Raw genomic sequence first — 1,140 nt, 5'->3', positions numbered from 1 at the left:
CGTCCCCCGCCGCCGACTCGCCGCGCCCTCAGCGGGATCTGCGCCTGCTGCCCAAGGCGCATCTGCATCTGCACTTCACCGGGTCGATGCGGCCCGGCACCCTGCTGGAGCTGGCCGACAAGTACGGCGTCCACCTGCCCGAGGCGCTCCGCACCGGCGAGCCCCCCAAGCTGCGGGCCACCGATGAGCGGGGCTGGTTCCGCTTCCAGCGGCTCTACGACATCGCCCGGTCCTGCCTGCGGGAGCCGGAGGACATCCAGCGGCTGGTGCGCGAGGCCGCCGAGGAGGACGTCCGGGACGGCTCCCGCTGGCTGGAGATCCAGGTCGACCCCACCTCGTACGCCCCGCGGCTGGGCGGACTGATCCCGGCCCTGGAGATCATCCTGGACGCGGTGGATCGCGCCTCCCGGGACACCGGTCTGGACATACGGGTCCTGGTCGCCGCCAACCGGATGAAGCACCCGCTGGAGGCCCGCACGCTGGCCCGGCTGGCGGTCCGCTACCGCGACCAGGGGATCGTCGGCTTCGGGCTCTCCAACGACGAGCGCCGCGGCATGGCCCGCGACTTCGACCGGGCCTTCGCCATCGCCCGGGAGGGTGGTCTGCTGGCCGCGCCGCACGGCGGCGAGCTGTCCGGCCCCAGCAGCGTCCGGGACTGCCTGGACGACCTGGGCGCGGCCCGGGTGGGCCACGGGGTGCGCGCGGCCGAGGATCCGCGGCTGCTGAGCAGGCTCGCCGAGCGGCAGGTGACCTGCGAGGTCTGCCCGGCCTCCAATGTGGCGCTCGGGGTCTACGAGAAGCCCTCCGAGGTACCGCTGCGCACCCTGTACGACGCCGGGGTGCCGCTGGCGCTGGGCGCCGACGACCCGCTGCTGTTCGGCTCCCGGCTGGCCGCCCAGTACGAGTTGGTGCGGGAGCACCACGGGTTCAGCGACGAGGAGCTGGCCGAGCTGGCCCGGCAGTCGGTGCGGGGGTCGGCCGCGCCGCGGGAGGTGCGGGAGGAGTTGTTGGCGGCGGTGAACGCGTGGGTGGGCCACGGGGTGCGCGCGGCCGAGGATCCGCGGCTGCTGAGCAGGCTCGCCGAGCGGCAGGTGACCTGCGAGGTCTGCCCGGCCTCCAATGTGGCGCTCGGGGTCTACG

The 1,140-nt window shown here is 74.6% G+C and carries 1 protein-coding gene; it reads left to right on the top strand.

Annotated elements, in window-relative coordinates; all coding sequences use genetic code 11:
* Positions 1-86: 86 nt before the first annotated feature.
* Positions 87-1,140: adenosine deaminase (locus E4099_RS32230; protein WP_245245362.1), on the top strand; the 1,054-nt coding region annotated here is incomplete at its 3' end.

The sequence above is a fragment of the Streptomyces palmae genome, assembly GCF_004684805.1.
Lineage (GTDB): Bacteria > Actinomycetota > Actinomycetes > Streptomycetales > Streptomycetaceae > Streptomyces > Streptomyces palmae.
Note: the sequence above shows the minus strand (reverse complement) of the source record. Positions and strands in the feature narration are given on the sequence as shown.